At 65.0% G+C, this 13,978-nt stretch carries 15 protein-coding genes; 10 read left to right on the top strand and 5 right to left on the bottom strand.

Translation table 11 applies throughout. From position 1 onward, the window contains the following. The first annotated feature begins 216 nt into the window (after window positions 1–216). Entirely contained in the window at window positions 217–1,032 is an 816-nt protein-coding gene (locus AC1D0O_RS12035) for a siderophore-interacting protein (RefSeq protein ID WP_477653763.1), read from the top strand. Between the two features lie 46 nt (window positions 1,033–1,078). Here the strand turns inward: AC1D0O_RS12035 and AC1D0O_RS12040 are convergent, their stop codons facing one another. From AC1D0O_RS12040 to pcaH, 3 genes are all read right to left on the bottom strand, one after another. Further along, a complete protein-coding gene (locus AC1D0O_RS12040) occupies window positions 1,079–1,468 on the bottom strand; it encodes a VOC family protein (protein ID WP_477653764.1) in 390 nt (129 codons plus the stop codon). An 82-nt stretch (window positions 1,469–1,550) separates the two neighbouring features. Then, window positions 1,551–2,141: a protocatechuate 3,4-dioxygenase subunit alpha gene (gene pcaG, locus AC1D0O_RS12045; protein WP_477653765.1), complete on the bottom strand. Its 591-nt coding sequence runs from the start codon at window positions 2,139–2,141 to the stop codon at window positions 1,551–1,553. A 19-nt stretch (window positions 2,142–2,160) separates the two neighbouring features. Continuing rightward, window positions 2,161–2,874: a protocatechuate 3,4-dioxygenase subunit beta gene (gene pcaH, locus AC1D0O_RS12050; protein ID WP_477653766.1), complete on the bottom strand. Its 714-nt coding sequence runs from the start codon at window positions 2,872–2,874 to the stop codon at window positions 2,161–2,163. 165 nt (window positions 2,875–3,039) lie between these two features. Between pcaH and pcaQ the strand changes: the two genes are divergently transcribed. Further along, the gene (pcaQ, locus tag AC1D0O_RS12055; protein ID WP_477653767.1) at window positions 3,040–3,984 is read left to right on the top strand and encodes a pca operon transcription factor PcaQ; all 945 of its coding nucleotides are present in this window, start codon (window positions 3,040–3,042) and stop codon (window positions 3,982–3,984) included. Here pcaQ and AC1D0O_RS12060 read toward each other — a convergent pair. Beyond that, the gene (locus AC1D0O_RS12060; RefSeq protein ID WP_477653768.1) at window positions 3,981–4,910 is read right to left on the bottom strand and encodes a class I SAM-dependent methyltransferase; all 930 of its coding nucleotides are present in this window, start codon (window positions 4,908–4,910) and stop codon (window positions 3,981–3,983) included. The two genes, pcaQ and AC1D0O_RS12060, sit on opposite strands and share 4 nt — an antisense overlap. A 289-nt stretch (window positions 4,911–5,199) precedes the next feature. Between AC1D0O_RS12060 and AC1D0O_RS12065 the strand changes: the two genes are divergently transcribed. From AC1D0O_RS12065 to AC1D0O_RS12100, 8 genes are all read left to right on the top strand, one after another. Then, the gene (locus tag AC1D0O_RS12065) at window positions 5,200–5,616 is read left to right on the top strand and encodes an RNA recognition motif domain-containing protein (RefSeq protein ID WP_477653769.1); all 417 of its coding nucleotides are present in this window, start codon (window positions 5,200–5,202) and stop codon (window positions 5,614–5,616) included. Between the two features lie 193 nt (window positions 5,617–5,809). After that, on the top strand, window positions 5,810–6,259 hold the full coding sequence (locus AC1D0O_RS12070; protein WP_477653770.1) for a MarR family winged helix-turn-helix transcriptional regulator: 450 nt from the start codon (window positions 5,810–5,812) through the stop codon (window positions 6,257–6,259). Window positions 6,260–6,324: 65 nt separating this feature from the next. Continuing rightward, on the top strand, window positions 6,325–6,741 hold the full coding sequence (locus AC1D0O_RS12075) for an organic hydroperoxide resistance protein (RefSeq protein ID WP_007865659.1): 417 nt from the start codon (window positions 6,325–6,327) through the stop codon (window positions 6,739–6,741). Between the two features lie 86 nt (window positions 6,742–6,827). After that, window positions 6,828–7,937, top strand: a complete 1,110-nt coding sequence (locus AC1D0O_RS12080; RefSeq protein ID WP_477653771.1) for a DUF2855 family protein — start codon at window positions 6,828–6,830, stop codon at window positions 7,935–7,937. 77 nt (window positions 7,938–8,014) lie between these two features. Beyond that, window positions 8,015–9,082: a serine/threonine protein kinase gene (locus tag AC1D0O_RS12085; protein WP_477653772.1), complete on the top strand. Its 1,068-nt coding sequence runs from the start codon at window positions 8,015–8,017 to the stop codon at window positions 9,080–9,082. Window positions 9,083–9,204: 122 nt separating this feature from the next. After that, window positions 9,205–10,182 (top strand): tripartite tricarboxylate transporter substrate binding protein, encoded by a 978-nt coding sequence (locus tag AC1D0O_RS12090; protein ID WP_477653773.1) that lies wholly within the window; start codon window positions 9,205–9,207, stop codon window positions 10,180–10,182. Between the two features lie 24 nt (window positions 10,183–10,206). Beyond that, window positions 10,207–11,184 carry a tripartite tricarboxylate transporter substrate binding protein gene (locus AC1D0O_RS12095; protein ID WP_477653774.1) on the top strand — a complete coding sequence of 326 codons (978 nt, stop codon included), beginning with the start codon at window positions 10,207–10,209 and terminating at the stop codon, window positions 11,182–11,184. Between the two features lie 10 nt (window positions 11,185–11,194). Beyond that, a complete protein-coding gene (locus tag AC1D0O_RS12100) occupies window positions 11,195–11,908 on the top strand; it encodes a molybdate ABC transporter substrate-binding protein (RefSeq protein ID WP_477653775.1) in 714 nt (237 codons plus the stop codon). Between the two features lie 123 nt (window positions 11,909–12,031). Here AC1D0O_RS12100 and htpG read toward each other — a convergent pair whose 3' ends face one another. Beyond that, the gene (gene htpG, locus AC1D0O_RS12105) at window positions 12,032–13,912 is read right to left on the bottom strand and encodes a molecular chaperone HtpG (RefSeq protein WP_477653776.1); all 1,881 of its coding nucleotides are present in this window, start codon (window positions 13,910–13,912) and stop codon (window positions 12,032–12,034) included. Window positions 13,913–13,978 lie beyond the last annotated feature (66 nt).

A 13,978-nucleotide genomic window follows, 5' to 3' on the forward strand; every position in this document is an offset into this window, starting at 1 on the left:
TGTTGTAAGAGTGGGAGAAAGAGGGGACGGCGGCCGCAAGGCCGGAAGGGCGCCGCCTGGTCTTACTTTACTGCACCGGCCTCGCGCGCCTGGGTAGGACGTTTGCCTCTTTGTCCTTACCCAGCACCGGTCATTGCAACAAGATGATAATTATTCTCATCTAGAACATTTCACCCTCAGGCCGCGCATGAAGCGCCAGCCTTTTTGAAAGACATCATGTCCACCACACCCGCTGCCGCCGTCCCCTCCCCCGAAGCCCCGCCGCGCAAACGCCGTCCGCCGCGCCGCGTGCAGGTCACGCGTGTGCAAACCCTGAGTCCGCTGATGCGTCGCATCACGCTGCAGGGCGCAGAACTCGAAGGCTTTGAAGTCAACGACCCAGCCTCTTATATGAAGCTGATTTTTCCCGAGCCCGGCCAGACAGAACCGGATCGCCCGCTGCCCGACGGACCGAGGCCGAAGTCCATGCGCACTTACACGCCGCTGGCCGTGCGTGCGGACTTGCATGAGGTCGACGTGGACTTTGTGCTGCACGGCGACGGCCCCGCATCCACCTGGGCCGCGCAGGCGCAGGTCGGCCAGGTGCTGTTTTTGATGGGGCCCGGCCCCGGCTACAAACTCGCGCTGGACGCGCCTGTGCATTTTTTGATCGGTGACGACAGCGCCCTGCCCGCGTTTGAAACCATCCTGGCCGCCTTGCCCGCGAGCGCGCAGGCGCAGGTGCTGGTTGAAGTGGTCGATGTCGCCGAAGAGCGCCCGCTGCAAAGCGCCGCCAAAGTGGACGCTCGATGGGTGGCGCGCGGCGCCAACAACACCCAGGCCGGCAGCGCACTGGAAGCCGCCTTGCGCAAAGCTGGCGCACCCCTCGCCGATGCCCGCATCTACCTGGCCTGCGAAGCTGCGGCGATGCGCCGCATACGCCAATTGCTGATTGAAGAACTCGGCGTGGAGCGCAGCCGCATCGTGGGCCGCGGTTACTGGAAGTTAGGCACGGTGAACCATCCGGACCATGACTATGGGGACGATGCGTAGAGTGGCTCTTGGGGGTACGTCCCGGTTTAAACCGCCGGGTTGAAAGCTACTTCGCCTCTCGCGCATAGCTGACGGTGAGCATCTCCCACTGATGCCCCTCGGGCTCGTTCCAGTAAACACCCTTGCCGCCGAACTGCGTGTCGACCTGTTGGTCCATGGGGCCGCGCACCGTGCTGCGGTAAGGAATGCCGGCCGCCTGGATGCGGCCCAGGATGGCGTCGAACTCCTGTGGGCTCACACGAAAGCAGAAATGCTGGACGGGAAAGTCCTCGTCCGTGTCGATGAAGTCCAGCGTCAGGCCCTCGTTGACGTAGACGGCGGAGAAGGGCCCCAAGGCTGTGGGCGCCCAGGGCACGCCCAGCAGCTCCGCCAGCTGCCGGGCCGAGGCCACCTTGTCGCGGGCCGACACGATGGAATGGTCGAGTTCAATGGTCATGCCGGTCTCCCGTGGAGAAACCGGTTTTATAGCCCTTTCGCACCCGACCTGTCACACCAGGGCCTCACAAGCCCCCATGCGCTCAGAGGTCGAAAAACACCGTCTCCCTGTCGCCCTGCATATGGATGTCAAAGCGGTACTGCGGCCCTGCCGCCGTCACTTCGCGTTTGGCCACCAGGGTGGCTCGCCGCGCCGCCGGCACACTCGTGAGCACCGCATCCTTGCCGTTGGCTTCCGCCTCATCCTCAAAGTAGATGCGCGTAAAGGTGTGCACCAGCAGGCCGCGCATGGTCACGCAGACATTGATGAAGGGCGCCTGGCCCGGCGCTTCCACCCCGGGTTTGACGGTGAAGAACTCGTAGTGGCTTTGCGGCAGGGTGCCGGTGCCGCAGCGGCCGAAGCCGGTGAAGCCGCGCGCTTCGGCGTCGGCCACCGAGTCGATGGGCTTTCCGCTGCCGTCGGGCTGGGCGATCTCGACCATGGCGTCCATCACGGCGTTGCCGGCGCCGTCAAAGACCTGGCCGGTGATGCGTATGTGTTCGCCTTGCGCGCTGGGCTGGGCCAGCACGGGCGTGAACAGGCTTTTGAGGTCGTAGCCGTATTGCGTGGGTGTAAGGCCGTAGGCGAAGAAGGGGCCGACGGTTTGCGAAGGGGTCTGTTTGAGCTGGCTCATGGTGGTGTCTTCCTGCCGCTTATTCAAAACGCGTGGCCTTGGGGCCGCGCAGCACGATGTCGAACACATAACCGAGCGCGTAGTCGGGCTGAGTCACGTCGAGGCTGAATTTGGACACCATGAGTTCGCGCACGCTGTCGGGTGCGCCCATGTACATGGGGTCGTAGCTGAGCAAGGGGTCGCCGGGAAAATACATCTGCGTGACCAGACGGCTCGCGAAGTAATCGCCGAACAGCGAAAAGTGGATGTGCTGCGGCCGCCAGGCGTTGGGGTGGTTGCCCCAGGGGTAGGCGCCGGGCTTGATGGTCTTGAAGCTGTAGCGGCCTTCGTTGTCGGTCATGCAGCGGCCGGCGCCCAGGAAGTTGGGGTCCAGCGGCGCGTCGTGCTGGTCGACCTTGTGCACATAGCGGCCGGCGGCGTTGGCCTGCCAGACTTCGACCAGGGTGTTGCGCACGTGCCGGCCGTCTTCGTCCGTCACGCGGCCGGTGACGATGATGCGTTCGCCCAGCGGGTCGCCGTTCATGATGGCGTTCTTCGTCAGGTCGTTGTCGAGCGGGCCGAACTGCTCGATGCCGTAGACCGGCGCATTGAGCTGGGCCAGCGCCTGCTTGATCGGGACCAGGGGCTGCTTGGGGCCGCGCAGCAGCGTGGACTTGTAGCCGGGATAGATATGCGGCGAATGGCTGCTCCAGTCGCGTGGGGCGAGAAAGCTCGTGTTCAGGTCGGGTTTCATGGTGGCGTGTCTCCGTGGGTCAGATGGGCTGCCTGGATGCCTTCGGCGGCTACTTCCGGCGCTGGGAAGACTTTAGTCGCACTGAATGGTTATGTATATTGACATTTTTGCGTCTTATCCATAACCAAATTGGCCAACAGTGCTTGCCAGTGGTTAAATCGCTGGATGGTCGATGAACGCATCAAATACCGGCATTTGCAGTGCTTCCTGGCGGTGGCGCAGCACGGCAGCCTGCAAAAGGCGGCCGACGTGCTGGCCATTACCCAGCCGGCCGTCTCCAAGACCCTGAAAGAACTCGAAGACCTGCTGGCCGTGCGCCTGTTCGAGCGCGGGCGCCGGGGCGCGGTGCCCACGCGCGAGGGCGAGGCTTTTTTGCGCCACGCCGGCGCCAGTGTGAGCGCGCTGCGTGAAGCCGTGGCCAGCGTGGCGCAGACGCGGCGCCAGGGGAATGCCGTGGTCGCCATCGGCGTGCTGCCCACAGTCGCGCCCTGGCTGCTGCCGCAATTGCTGCTGCGACAGGATGCCGAAGCCCAGGCGGACATGCATACCAGCCTGCGCATACACACAGGCGCCAATCCCGAACTGCTGGCGCGCCTGCGGCAGCGCGAGCTGGACCTGGTCATAGGCCGCTTTGCCGAGCCGGCCCATATGCTGGGCCTGAACTTTGAGCACCTGTACGCCGACCCGCTGGTGCTGGCGGTACGCCCCGGCCATCCGCTGCTGGCGCAAGGCGGCCCCAAAACCGACCTGCTGGCGGGGCTGCAGGCCTTCACGGCGATCTTGCCCACGCAGGGCACGGCGATTCGCCACACGGCGGACGGTTTTTTCCTCACACGCGGCCTGGCCTTGCCGGTGCGCACCATCGAAACGCTGTCGGTGTCGATCGCGCGCGGCTACACCTTGCAAAGCGACGCGGTCTGGGTCTCGCCGCTGGGCGCGGTGCGGCCGGACCTGGACTGCGGCGCGCTGCTGCAACTGCCCGTGAGCATGGTGGGCACGGAGGAATTGGTCGGCCTGACCTTGCGCGCCGACATGGCGCCCACGCCGGCGCAGCAGGCACTGATCGCGAATATCCGGCTGCTGGCCTCTGAGCGCCGCGGCCTGGCCTAGGCGGTTTCGGCTGTGACGGCGAAACGCTCCGTCAGCTCGCCCAGGCCCAGCTCGTCCAGCACCTCGCGCAAACGCGCCTGCGCCGCGCGCGTTTTGCCGGCCTGGGGCTGGGCGGGACGGCTGGCCAGGATCAGTTCGTTCTTCATCGAATGCTCCCAGCCCACCAGCTCGGTCACGGTGACCTGGTAGCCGTTGGCTTCGAGCTGCAGGCAGCGCAGCACGTTGGTGATCTGGCTGCCGAATTCGCGCGTGTGCAGCGGATGGCGCCAGAGTTCGGCCAGCGGGGTTTTAGCCAGCGAAAGGGCGCGGCTTTTCTTCAGCACGCCGGCCACCTCGGCCTGGCAGCAGGGCACCAGCACCATGTGGCGCGCGCCTTTGGCCAGGCCGAAGGCGATCGCGTCGTCGGTGGCGGTGTCGCAGGCGTGCAGCGCGGTGACGATGTCGACCGTGGGCGGCAATTCGGCCGAAGCTGTGGCCTCCTGCACCGTCAGATTCAGGAAAGACATGCGCGCAAAACCCAGGCGCGCGGCCAGGCTGCGTGATTTTTCGACCAGTTCGGCGCGGGTTTCTATGCCGTAGACATGGCCGGCCATGGGCTGGGCCGCGTGCGCCACGTTGAAGAACAGGTCGTAAAGGATAAAACCCAGGTAGGACTTGCCGGCGCCGTGGTCGGCCAGCGTGAAGCCGGCCTTTCGCGCCGCGGCTTCATTCAGCAGGGGCTCTATGAACTGGTAGAGGTGGTAGACCTGCTTGAGCTTGCGCCGGGTGTCCTGGTTGAGCTTGCCCTCACGTGTGAGGATGTGCAGCTCTTTCAGCAGTTCAATCGACTGCCCCGGGCGCAGCTCTTCAATGGCCTGGGCGGCGGGTGCGGGTTTTCCGGCATTTTTTGAAGGTTTTGCGGCGCGCGCGGTGCTGGGGGTCTGCATGGCCCCAAGTTTAGTGGGGTGCCGCAAGGCCTTATCCCAGGCGGCACAAAGGCCTTTTCACCGGCCATGACGCCCTCTCCCCAGAGGGCGAGGGAAGTGAAAACAGCAAGAAAACGACGAAAAAAGGCGCTCAGCCTGTTATAGGCGCATAATCCACCAGTTCGGGTTGCAAAAACCCGTACAAGTTGGTGATCGGTCAGTTTCGCGCGCTACGGCGGTACTTTTTGGTTTGTTGTGCTTTCGGGACCCCATCGCTTTTTGTTTTTATGTGTTTTTGAGGAGTCCCTCCATGGGCAACAAACTTTACGTCGGCAACCTGCCTTACTCGGTTCGCGACGAAGATCTGCAACAATCTTTTGGCCAATTCGGCGCTGTCACCAGCGCTAAAGTCATGATGGAACGCGACACCGGTCGCTCCAAAGGCTTTGGCTTTGTCGAAATGGGCAACGATGCCGAAGCGCAAGCCGCAATCACCGGCATGAACGGCCAGTCCCTCGGCGGCCGCAGCATCACCGTGAATGAAGCCCGTCCGATGGAGGCACGTCCTCCCCGTACCGGCGGCTTCGGCGGCGGTGGTGGCGGCTACGGCGGCGGTGGCGGTGGTGGCGATCGCTCCGGCGGTGGCGGCTACGGCGGCGGCGGTGGCGGTCGTTCCGGTGGCGGCGGCTACGGTGGTGGCGGCGGCGGTGGCCGCGGCGGCTACTAAGCCCTGCGAACCAGCTGACTCAGCCCCGCGCTGAGCAAAGCCCGAAAGGCTTCAAAACTTCGGTTTTGAAGCCTTTTTCTTTTGGGGCCGCGCCTGAACCCGCAGGCCGCATCCCCGGCATGCGTCATGTCCTCGAAACATCTCTTAGCAAATTAACTTGCACACAATTTAATTGTGAGCTATAATTCCACCCATGCCAAACAAAACCGACACCGTGGACGCCATGCTGCAGCTGGACAACCAGCTGTGTTTCGCGCTGTATTCCACCTCGCTGGCCATGACCAAGCTCTACAAGCCGCTGCTCGAGGAGCTGGGCCTGACCTACCCGCAATACCTCGCGATGCTGGTGCTGTGGGAGCAGGACGGCCTCACGGTGTCCGAACTCGGCGAACGGCTGTACCTGGATTCAGGCACGCTGACCCCGCTGCTCAAGCGCATGGAAACCGCCGGCCTGGTTTCGCGCCTGCGCGCCGTGCAGGACGAACGCCGCGTACACATCACGCTGACGGCTGAGGGCCGCAAGCTTAAGACCAAGGCCGCGAAGATCCCCGGCTGCATCCTGAGCGCCACACAATGCTCGATCCCTGAACTCGTGTCGCTGACACAGCAAGTCCAGTCTTTCCGCAAGCGCCTCACCGCCTGATCCCTTTCACTCTCTCACTGATTTTTAACCCGCCCCGAACCGGGGTATCTCCAAAGGAAGCCACCATGACCACGCTCGAAAAAGTTCTCTACACCGCCCACGCCCACACCACCGGCGGCCGTGACGGCAAATCCAAGACCGACGACGGCCGCCTGGACGTCACGCTGAGCTCACCCGGCACTTCGGGCACCGGCACCAACCCCGAGCAGCTGTTCGCGGCCGGCTACGCAGCCTGCTTCATCGGCGCGATGAAGGCCGTGGGCGGCATGAAGAAGATCGACGTGCCCGCGGATGTGTCGATCGACTCCAGCGTTGACCTGGGCAAGATCCCCAACGGCTACGGCATCGCTGTGCGCCTGGACGTGACCCTGCCCGGCATGGACCGCGCCGCCGCCCAGGCCCTGGTGGATGCAGCGCACCAGGTTTGCCCTTACTCCAACGCGACCCGCGGCAACATTGACGTGACGATTACCCTGAAGTAATCAAACCGACGGGCAAGGCAACTTGCTGTCGCCAAAGCGGCCCGCCTGTGTTGAACCGGCGGGCCGTTTCATTTACGGTGTAGTGCATGAACACCGCAGTCACCACCAGCACATTCCAGGTCCACAAAGACGCCCTGTCCCAAACCCGCTGGCAAGCCATCGCGCCCGCGTCATTGGCGTCCGGCCAGGCGCGGCTGCGCGTGGAGTCCTTCGCGCTCACAGCCAACAACATCACCTACGCGGCCTTTGGCGAGGCGATGAATTACTGGCAGTTTTTCCCGACCGGCGAAGAGGACTGGGGCTGCATTCCGGTCTGGGGCTTCGCCGTGGTGACGGAATCGTTGTGCGAGGGCCTTGCCGTGGGGGAAAAGTTTTACGGCTACTACCCCATGGGCAGCGAGCTGGTGGTGCAGCCCGCGCGCGTCACGCCCGCGGGCTTTTTTGACGGCGCCGCGCACCGGCAGGCGCTGCCGGTGGTCTACAACCAGTACATGCGCTGCAGCACGGACCCGTTTTACGACGCGGCCACCGAGGACGTGCAGTCACTGCTGCGCCCGCTCTTCATCACCTCCTTCCTGATTGACGATTTCCTGGCCGACAACGATTTTTTCGGCGGGGGCACCACGCTGCTGCTGTCCAGCGCGTCGAGCAAGACCGCTTACGGCACGGCCTTCCAGCTCGCCAGGCGCCCAGGCCTGGAGGTCGTGGGCCTGACTTCGCCGGGCAACAAGGCCTTCTGTGAAAGCCTGGGCTGCTACCACCGCGTGCTGGCGTATGAAGAGCTGGACAGCATCGCCGCCGACACGCCCTGTATTTACGTCGACTTCGCGGGCAGCGTCGGCCTGCGCCAGCGCATCCACAGCCGCTTCGGCCAGCTTCGCTACAACTGCTCCATAGGCGGCACCCATGTCGACGAACTGGCGGCCAAGGGCGGCAACCGGGATTTGCCGGGCCCCAGGCCGGTGCTGTTTTTTGCACCGGCCCAGGTCAAAAAGCGCGTCGCCGACTGGGGCGGCGAAGCCTTCGGCCGGCAACTGGCGCAAGCCTGGCAGGATTTCACCCGGCAAGTGACCGGCGCACGGCCGCCCTGGCTTCTTCCCCAACGGCATGCCGGCCAGGCATCGCTGGAAGCGGTGTACCGCGAAGTGCTCACCGGCAAAGGCAATCCGCGCACCGGCCACATCCTGCGCCCCTGAACAGCGCTCGGCCCAGCCCGCACAGGCGTTTACAAGCCCCGCTGGCTGGGCCCGGCATCTGCGTCGACAATCAGGGCATGACCGACAAAAGCCAAGCCCCCGCCAGCGCCGCGCTGCATGCGTACGAGACGCTGACCCCTGACCGCGTGCTCGACGCGCTGGCCAGCGTGGGGCTGCTGGGCGACGGCCGCCTGATGGCGCTGTCCAGCTACGAAAACCGCGTCTACCAGGTGCACCTGGAAAGCCCGGTGGGTGATGCCGACCTGGCGGGCGACGTGGTGGTCGCCAAGTTCTACCGGCCGGACCGCTGGAGCGACGCGCAGATCATCGAAGAGCACGCTTTCGCCGCCGAGCTGATGGCCGCCGAGATTCCTGTCGTCGGCCCGCTGGTGCTGGAGGGCGCCACGCTGCACCATTTCGGCGGTTTCAGCTTCAGCGTCTCGCCCAGCCGCGGCGGGCGCCGGCCCGAACTCGACAACCTCGAGGTGCTGGAATGGATAGGCCGCTTCCTCGCGCGCATCCATACCGTGGGCAGCGCCAAACCTTTTGCCCACCGCCCGGCGCTCAACCTGCAGACTTTCGGCTTTGCCCCGCGCGACATCCTGCTGGGCGGCGATGGCGCGAAAGGCGCCCACGGCTATATCCCGCTGGACATGGAGTCGCGCTGGCGCAAGGCCTTTGACGAAGCCATGCTGGTGGCGCAAACCGTGTTTGAAAGCGTGGGCGACGTGCGCACCCTGCGCCTGCACGGCGACTGCCACCCCGGCAACATCTTGTGGACACCCGAAGGCCTGCCGCTGGCGGGACCGCATTTTGTCGACCTCGACGACGCCCGCAGCGGCCCGGCCGTGCAGGATTTGTGGATGTTGGTTTCCGGCGACCGGGGCCAGAGCACCCGGCAGTTGGGCGCGCTGGTGGACGGCTACGAGGAGTTCCGCGAATTCGACCGCCGCGAACTCGCGCTGATCGAGCCGCTGCGCACCCTGCGCCTGGTGCACTACAGCGCCTGGCTGGCGCAGCGCTGGCACGACCCCATCTTCCCGATCAATTTCCCCTGGTTCGGCTCCAGCGACTACTGGAAAGGCCAGGTCGACATGCTCGAAGAGCAGACTGAAGCCATGCAGGAGACGCCGCTGGTCGTGTAAAGCCGGATAAATCGGATAGGTGCTACGTACACATAGGGATTGCGATGAGGCTGAAATGCCTCCCCCCCCACTAGGATGTCCAGCAGCCCCGCACCTTGACGGCGGCAGTCTGGAGACATCGCATGAAACTTCGCCCGCTTCTGCTGGCCGCCCTGCTGCTGGCATCCCACGGCTGGTGCGCCGCCCAATCCACCCCATCCGCCTGGCCCACCAAACCCATCACCATGATCGTGCCCTTCCCGCCCGGCGGCCTGGCCGACCTGGTGGCCAGGCCGGTGGCCGAAGCCATGACGCGCGACCTCGGCCAGCCGGTCGTGATCGAAAACAAGGCCGGCGCGGGCGGCGGCATCGGCATGGGTTACACCGCCAAGGCCAGACCCGACGGCTACACCGTCGTCATGGCACTCTCCTCGCTCACGGTGATCCCCGAGGCCGACGCGCTGCTGGGCCGCCCCCCGATGTTCGCGCTCACCGACCTGCGCCCGATCGCGCGCTACACCGCCGACCCGACCGTGCTGGCGGTGCGCGCCGATGCGCCGTGGAAGACGGTGCAGCAGTTTGTCGACGATGCCAAAAAACGCCCCGGCGCGATCAACTACGGATCCTCCGGCAACTACGGCACCATGCACGTGCCCATGGAAATCCTGGCGCAGAACGCCGGCATCAAGCTCACGCACATCCCCTTCACCGGCGCCGGCCCGGCGGTGGTGGCGCTGCTAGGCGGGCAGATAGACGCCGTGTCCTCCGGCCCGGCCACCGTGCTGCAACAGGTCAAGGCCGGCAAGCTGCGTGTGCTGGCGCATTGGGGCAGCGACGTGCTGCCCTCCATGCCCGAGGTGCCCAGCCTCAAAAACGCCGGCTTCAATGCCGAGTACGCGCAGTGGTCGGGCCTCTTCATCCCCGCAGCCACGCCCGAGCCTATCGCGCAGCGCCTGCGCGCCGCGGCCAAGGCTGCCGCGCAGGACGCCAAGGTCAAGGAGGTGATCCTGGGCGCCGGCAGCCCGGTGCTGTACCAGGACAGCCCGGACTTCGAGAAATACGTGCAGGCCGATGCGAAGCGCATGGCGGACATCGTCAAACGGATCGGCAAGGTCGAGTAACTTCTTTCATCCTGAGAGTCGTCCATGAGCAAGCCATTCTTTCGCGCCCTTCTTCTCGCACTCGGCCTGGCCTCCACAGCCGCGCTCACGCCGGCCCTGGCGCAAAGCTACCCGGCCAAAGCGGTGCGCATCATCGTGCCCTTTGCCGCGGGCGGCCCGGCCGACGTCTATGCGCGCTTCATGGCGCAGCGCCTGCAGGACGCGCTGGGGCAATCGTTTGTGGTGGACAACCGGCCCGGCGCGGGCTCGGTGATCGGCACCGACGCGGCGGCGAAATCCGCGCCCGACGGCTACACCCTGCTGCTGATGTCGAATGCGCACACGGTCAATGAAACGCTGATCGCCAACAAGCCCTTCCAGCTGATGCGCGACTTTGTGGCGGTGGCGCCCATCAACTACTCCGACCTGGTGCTGGTGGCCACGCCGGCCCTGCCCGATTCGACGCTGAAGGCGCTGATCGCCGACGCGAAAGCGCGGCCAGGCAAGCTCAACTACGCATCGTCCGGCCCGGGCACGCCCTACCACATGGCCGGCGAGCTTTTCAAAAGCATGGCCGGCGTGTACCTGGTGCACATCCCCTACCGCGGCAGCAGCGGCGCGCGCACCGACGTCATCGGCGGCCAGGTCGACGTGATGTTCGACGCCGTGACCACCATGGCCGAACAGGTCAAGGCCGGCAAGGTCAAGGCGCTGGCCACCACCGGCAAGCAGCGCTCCGAGGTGTTGCCCGATGTGCCGACCTTGCACGAAGCCGGCGTGCCCGGCTACGAGGCCACCATCTGGCTGGGCCTGATGGCGCCGCGCGGCACGCCCAAGGCGATCGTCGACAAGCTCAACGAGGCCGTGTCGAAAATCACCGGCCAGCCGGAGATCAAGCAGCTCTGGGGCAAACAGGGCGCCACGCCCATGGTGATGAGCCCGGAAGCTTTTGACAAATACGCCCGCGAGGACATCGCTAAATGGGCGGGCGTGATCAAGGCCGCCCACATCACGGTGGACTGAGGGCTGCACGATGGCACATTCCTCCTTCCCCGTACTGCACCTTCTCAGCGGTGGCGCGGCCCAAGGGCTGGTGACACAGTTGCAGGACGGTTTCCGCGCGCAACACAGCTTCGACATCGCCGGCACCTTCGGGGCCGTGGGCCTGATGAAGGACGGCTTGCTGGCAGGCGAGCCCTGCGACGTGATCATCCTGAGCCAGGCGCTGATCTCGCAATTGACTGAGAGCGGGCATGTGCGGGCGGCCAGCGCGCGCCCGCTGGGCGCCGTCAAAACCGGCGTGGCCGTGAAAACCGGCGAACAGCTCGTGGACGTAGGCAGCGCCGCCGCCCTCAAGGCCGCGCTGCAGGCCGCGCGCGGCATCTACTTCCCCGACCCGGTGAAAGCCACGGCGGGCATCCACTTCATGCGGGTGCTCAGGGAACTGGGGCTGGAGGCCGAACTGGCCGGCCGGCTGCGGCCCTATCCCAACGGCGCGGCCGCCATGAAAGCCATGGCGGAGTGCGATGAGCCCGGGTTGTTCGGCTGCACCCAGGTCACTGAAATCCTGTTCACCCCCGGCGTGGAACTGGTGGCCGCCTTGCCCAAGGTATTTGAACTGGCGACCGTCTATACGGCGGCGGTATGCACCGCTTCGAACAACGCGCAGGCAGCGAGTGAACTCATCGCCATGCTGGCCAGCCCCGGCAACGCCGCGACGCGGCTGGCTTGCGGCTTCGAAGCCTGAGGCACGGGCGAAGCAGCTCTACGACCAGATGGCGGCGCCGGCGCCGAAAGGCCGCAAGAAAAACCGCGCGATGAAAAAGCCCGCTCGAGGCGGGCTTTGCAGGGGCCTGCGTAAAGACCGGTCTTACACCAGCAGCGCGTTAACCCTCCGCACGTAAGCCGCGGGGTCGCCCGGCATGCCGCCTTCGGCCAGCAGGGCCTGGTCGAACAGGATGTGCGCCAGGTCGTCGAAGTGTTCGCTGCTCTCGAGCTTTTTGACCAAGGGGTGCTGGGCATTGACTTCGAGGATGGGCTTGGATTCGGGCACGGCCTGGCCGGCTTGTTTGAGCATGCGGGCCAGCTGGGTCGACATGTCGCCGTCCTGCACCACCAGGCAGGCGGGCGAATCGACCAGGCGCGTGGTCGCGCGCACGTCCTTGGCCTTGTCCTTGAGCGCTTCCTTGAGCTTGTCCAGGATGGGCTTGAACTGGGCCTGCGCCTCTTCGGCGGCCTTTTTCTCGTCCTCGTCCTGCAGCTTGCCGAGGTCTACCGCGCCCTTGGCTACCGACTGCAGCGGCGTGCCGTCGAACTCGTGCAGGTAGTTGAGCGCCCACTCGTCGACGCGGTCGGCCATCAGCAGCACTTCGATGCCCTTCTTGCGGAAGATTTCGAGCTGCGGGCTGTTCTTCGCGGCGGCCAGCGTGTCGGCGGTGATGTAGTAGATCGCGTCCTGGCCTTCCTTCATGCGGGCCTTGTAGTCGGCAAAACCCACGCTGACCGTGTCGGTCGTCGATGAGGCGAAGCGCAGCAGCTTGGCCAGGCGGTCACGGTTGGCGAAGTCCTCGCCCAGGCCTTCCTTGAGCACGGCGCCGAACTCGTCGTAAAAAGCCTGGAACTTCTCCGCATCGTTGGCGGCCATGTCCTCGATCATGCCCAGCACGCGCTTGGTGCAGCCTTCGCGGATGGCCTTGACGGCGCGGCTTTCCTGCAACAACTCGCGCGAGACGTTGAGCGGCAGGTCGGACGAGTCCACCACGCCCTTGACGAAACGCAGGTAGGTCGGCATCAGGGCCTGGGCGTCGTCCATGATGAAGACCCGCTTGACGTAAAGTTTCACGCCCGCGGCCTTGTCGCGGTTGAACATGTCCATGGGCGCCTTGGACGGGATGAATAGCAGCTGCGTGTACTCGGTCGATCCTTCCACGCGGTTGTGCGTGGTGGCCAGCGGCGCCTCGCTGTCGTAGCTGATCTGGCGGTAGAACTCGTCGTACTGGTCTTGCGTGATGTCCTTCTTGGCGCGCGTCCACAGGGCCGCGGCCTGGTTGACGGTCTCCCACTCGCCGGTCGTCACCATCTCGCCGGGCTGGTCGTTTTCACCCTCTTTCCACTCCTCTTTGGGCATCAGGATGGGCAGGGAAATGTGGTCGGAGTATTTGTTGATGATGCCCTTGAGCTTCCAGGCATTGAGGTAGTCGAGCGAATCCTCCTTGAGGTGCAGGATGATGCTGGTGCCGCGCTCCGCGCGCTCGATCTCGCTGACCTCGAACTCGCCGGTGCCGTCGCTGGTCCAACGCACGCCCTGGCCCGCCGGCAGGCCCGCGCGCCGGCTTTCCACCGTGATCTTGTCGGCCACGATAAAGCCCGAATAAAAACCCACGCCGAACTGGCCTATCAGCTGCGCGTCGTTCTTCTGGTCGCCCGAAAGCTTGGCCATGAAGTCGCGCGTGCCGCTCTTGGCGATGGTGCCGAGGTTGTCGATGGCTTCCTGCTGCGACAGGCCTATGCCGTTGTCGGTGATGGTCAGCGTGCCGGCGGCCTTGTCGAAGCTCACGCGCACCTTGAGTTCGGCGTCGTTCTCCAGCAGCGAAGCCTCATTGAGCGCCTCGAAGCGCAGCTTGTCGCAGGCATCCGACGCATTGGAAATCAGCTCGCGCAAAAAGATCTCGGGGTTCGAGTACAGGGAGTGGGTGACCAGCTTGAGCAGCTGGGCCACCTCCGCCTGGAAAGAGAGGGTTTGTTTTTGCATGGTCTTGGGCATAAATGTTTCTAAATCGTTACATATTCGCTGGCGCAGCACGGGAAAGTGCGGTTT

Source organism: Polaromonas sp. P1_F2, from assembly GCF_056405735.1.

What these genes read in the sequence shown, in the direction of transcription:
- AC1D0O_RS12035 (WP_477653763.1), top strand. Translation starts at nt 217, where the DNA reads ATGTCCACCACACCCGCTGCCGCCGTCCCCTCCCCCGAAGCCCCGCCG.
- AC1D0O_RS12040 (WP_477653764.1), bottom strand. Translation starts at nt 1,468, where the DNA reads ATGACCATTGAACTCGACCATTCCATCGTGTCGGCCCGCGACAAGGTG.
- pcaG (WP_477653765.1), bottom strand. Translation starts at nt 2,141, where the DNA reads ATGAGCCAGCTCAAACAGACCCCTTCGCAAACCGTCGGCCCCTTCTTC.
- pcaH (WP_477653766.1), bottom strand. Translation starts at nt 2,874, where the DNA reads ATGAAACCCGACCTGAACACGAGCTTTCTCGCCCCACGCGACTGGAGC.
- pcaQ (WP_477653767.1), top strand. Translation starts at nt 3,040, where the DNA reads ATGGTCGATGAACGCATCAAATACCGGCATTTGCAGTGCTTCCTGGCG.
- AC1D0O_RS12060 (WP_477653768.1), bottom strand. Translation starts at nt 4,910, where the DNA reads ATGCAGACCCCCAGCACCGCGCGCGCCGCAAAACCTTCAAAAAATGCC.
- AC1D0O_RS12065 (WP_477653769.1), top strand. Translation starts at nt 5,200, where the DNA reads ATGGGCAACAAACTTTACGTCGGCAACCTGCCTTACTCGGTTCGCGAC.
- AC1D0O_RS12070 (WP_477653770.1), top strand. Translation starts at nt 5,810, where the DNA reads ATGCCAAACAAAACCGACACCGTGGACGCCATGCTGCAGCTGGACAAC.
- AC1D0O_RS12075 (WP_007865659.1), top strand. Translation starts at nt 6,325, where the DNA reads ATGACCACGCTCGAAAAAGTTCTCTACACCGCCCACGCCCACACCACC.
- AC1D0O_RS12080 (WP_477653771.1), top strand. Translation starts at nt 6,828, where the DNA reads ATGAACACCGCAGTCACCACCAGCACATTCCAGGTCCACAAAGACGCC.
- AC1D0O_RS12085 (WP_477653772.1), top strand. Translation starts at nt 8,015, where the DNA reads ATGACCGACAAAAGCCAAGCCCCCGCCAGCGCCGCGCTGCATGCGTAC.
- AC1D0O_RS12090 (WP_477653773.1), top strand. Translation starts at nt 9,205, where the DNA reads ATGAAACTTCGCCCGCTTCTGCTGGCCGCCCTGCTGCTGGCATCCCAC.
- AC1D0O_RS12095 (WP_477653774.1), top strand. Translation starts at nt 10,207, where the DNA reads ATGAGCAAGCCATTCTTTCGCGCCCTTCTTCTCGCACTCGGCCTGGCC.
- AC1D0O_RS12100 (WP_477653775.1), top strand. Translation starts at nt 11,195, where the DNA reads ATGGCACATTCCTCCTTCCCCGTACTGCACCTTCTCAGCGGTGGCGCG.
- htpG (WP_477653776.1), bottom strand. Translation starts at nt 13,912, where the DNA reads ATGCAAAAACAAACCCTCTCTTTCCAGGCGGAGGTGGCCCAGCTGCTC.